The sequence below is a fragment of the Proteus sp. fly-1067 genome (genome assembly GCF_040139345.1).
In the GTDB taxonomy this organism is placed as follows: Bacteria; Pseudomonadota; Gammaproteobacteria; order Enterobacterales; family Enterobacteriaceae; genus Proteus; species Proteus vulgaris_B.
Map to the genome: position 1 here is coordinate 1 of NZ_JBEEUL010000258.1, position 531 is coordinate 531.

General features: G+C 28.4%; 1 protein-coding gene. It reads right to left on the reverse strand.

Going from position 1 to position 531, the window contains the following annotated elements:
• The coding region (locus ABN217_RS20305) for an FHIPEP family type III secretion protein (protein WP_349460013.1) at positions 1-531 on the reverse strand (531 nt) is incomplete at both ends.

Here is a 531-nt window from a genome sequence, read left to right on the forward strand (position 1 = left end):
AAAATCTAGAGAAAAAAACTCATCATTAGGATTCTCAACATGTAAAAATGGAAAAGGACAATCAAACTCATCAGCCTTCACTTCATTTATTAAAATAATAAATTTATTATCATCAATTTTATCTGAATAATGTAAAACAATATCTGGAAGTAATACACCATATTGTAAGATAAATTCTTTTTTTAGCCATTTTTCAAAAACTAACTTTGAAAGATATGCCTTTTTATTCAAAGAGGTGGTAATAATCAAAGGTAATGTTTCTGCTTGAGATAATGTAATATCCTCTTTTAATAAACTGTTTTCAGTCTCAGAGTCATTTTTATTTGAAAACAGATTGGAAATAATCCCTTTTTTGCCTTCAGACTCTAACTCATCATTTTTACTCTTATCTTCTTCAGTTTCTAACGTGGTTTCTTTTTTCTTATTTTTCCACCTCTTTTTAAAGAAATATCCACCTAATATTACCGATAAGATAAGAAATACAGGCGTTGGAAACCCAGGTAGAAAACCAATAACAAAAGCGAGAACTGC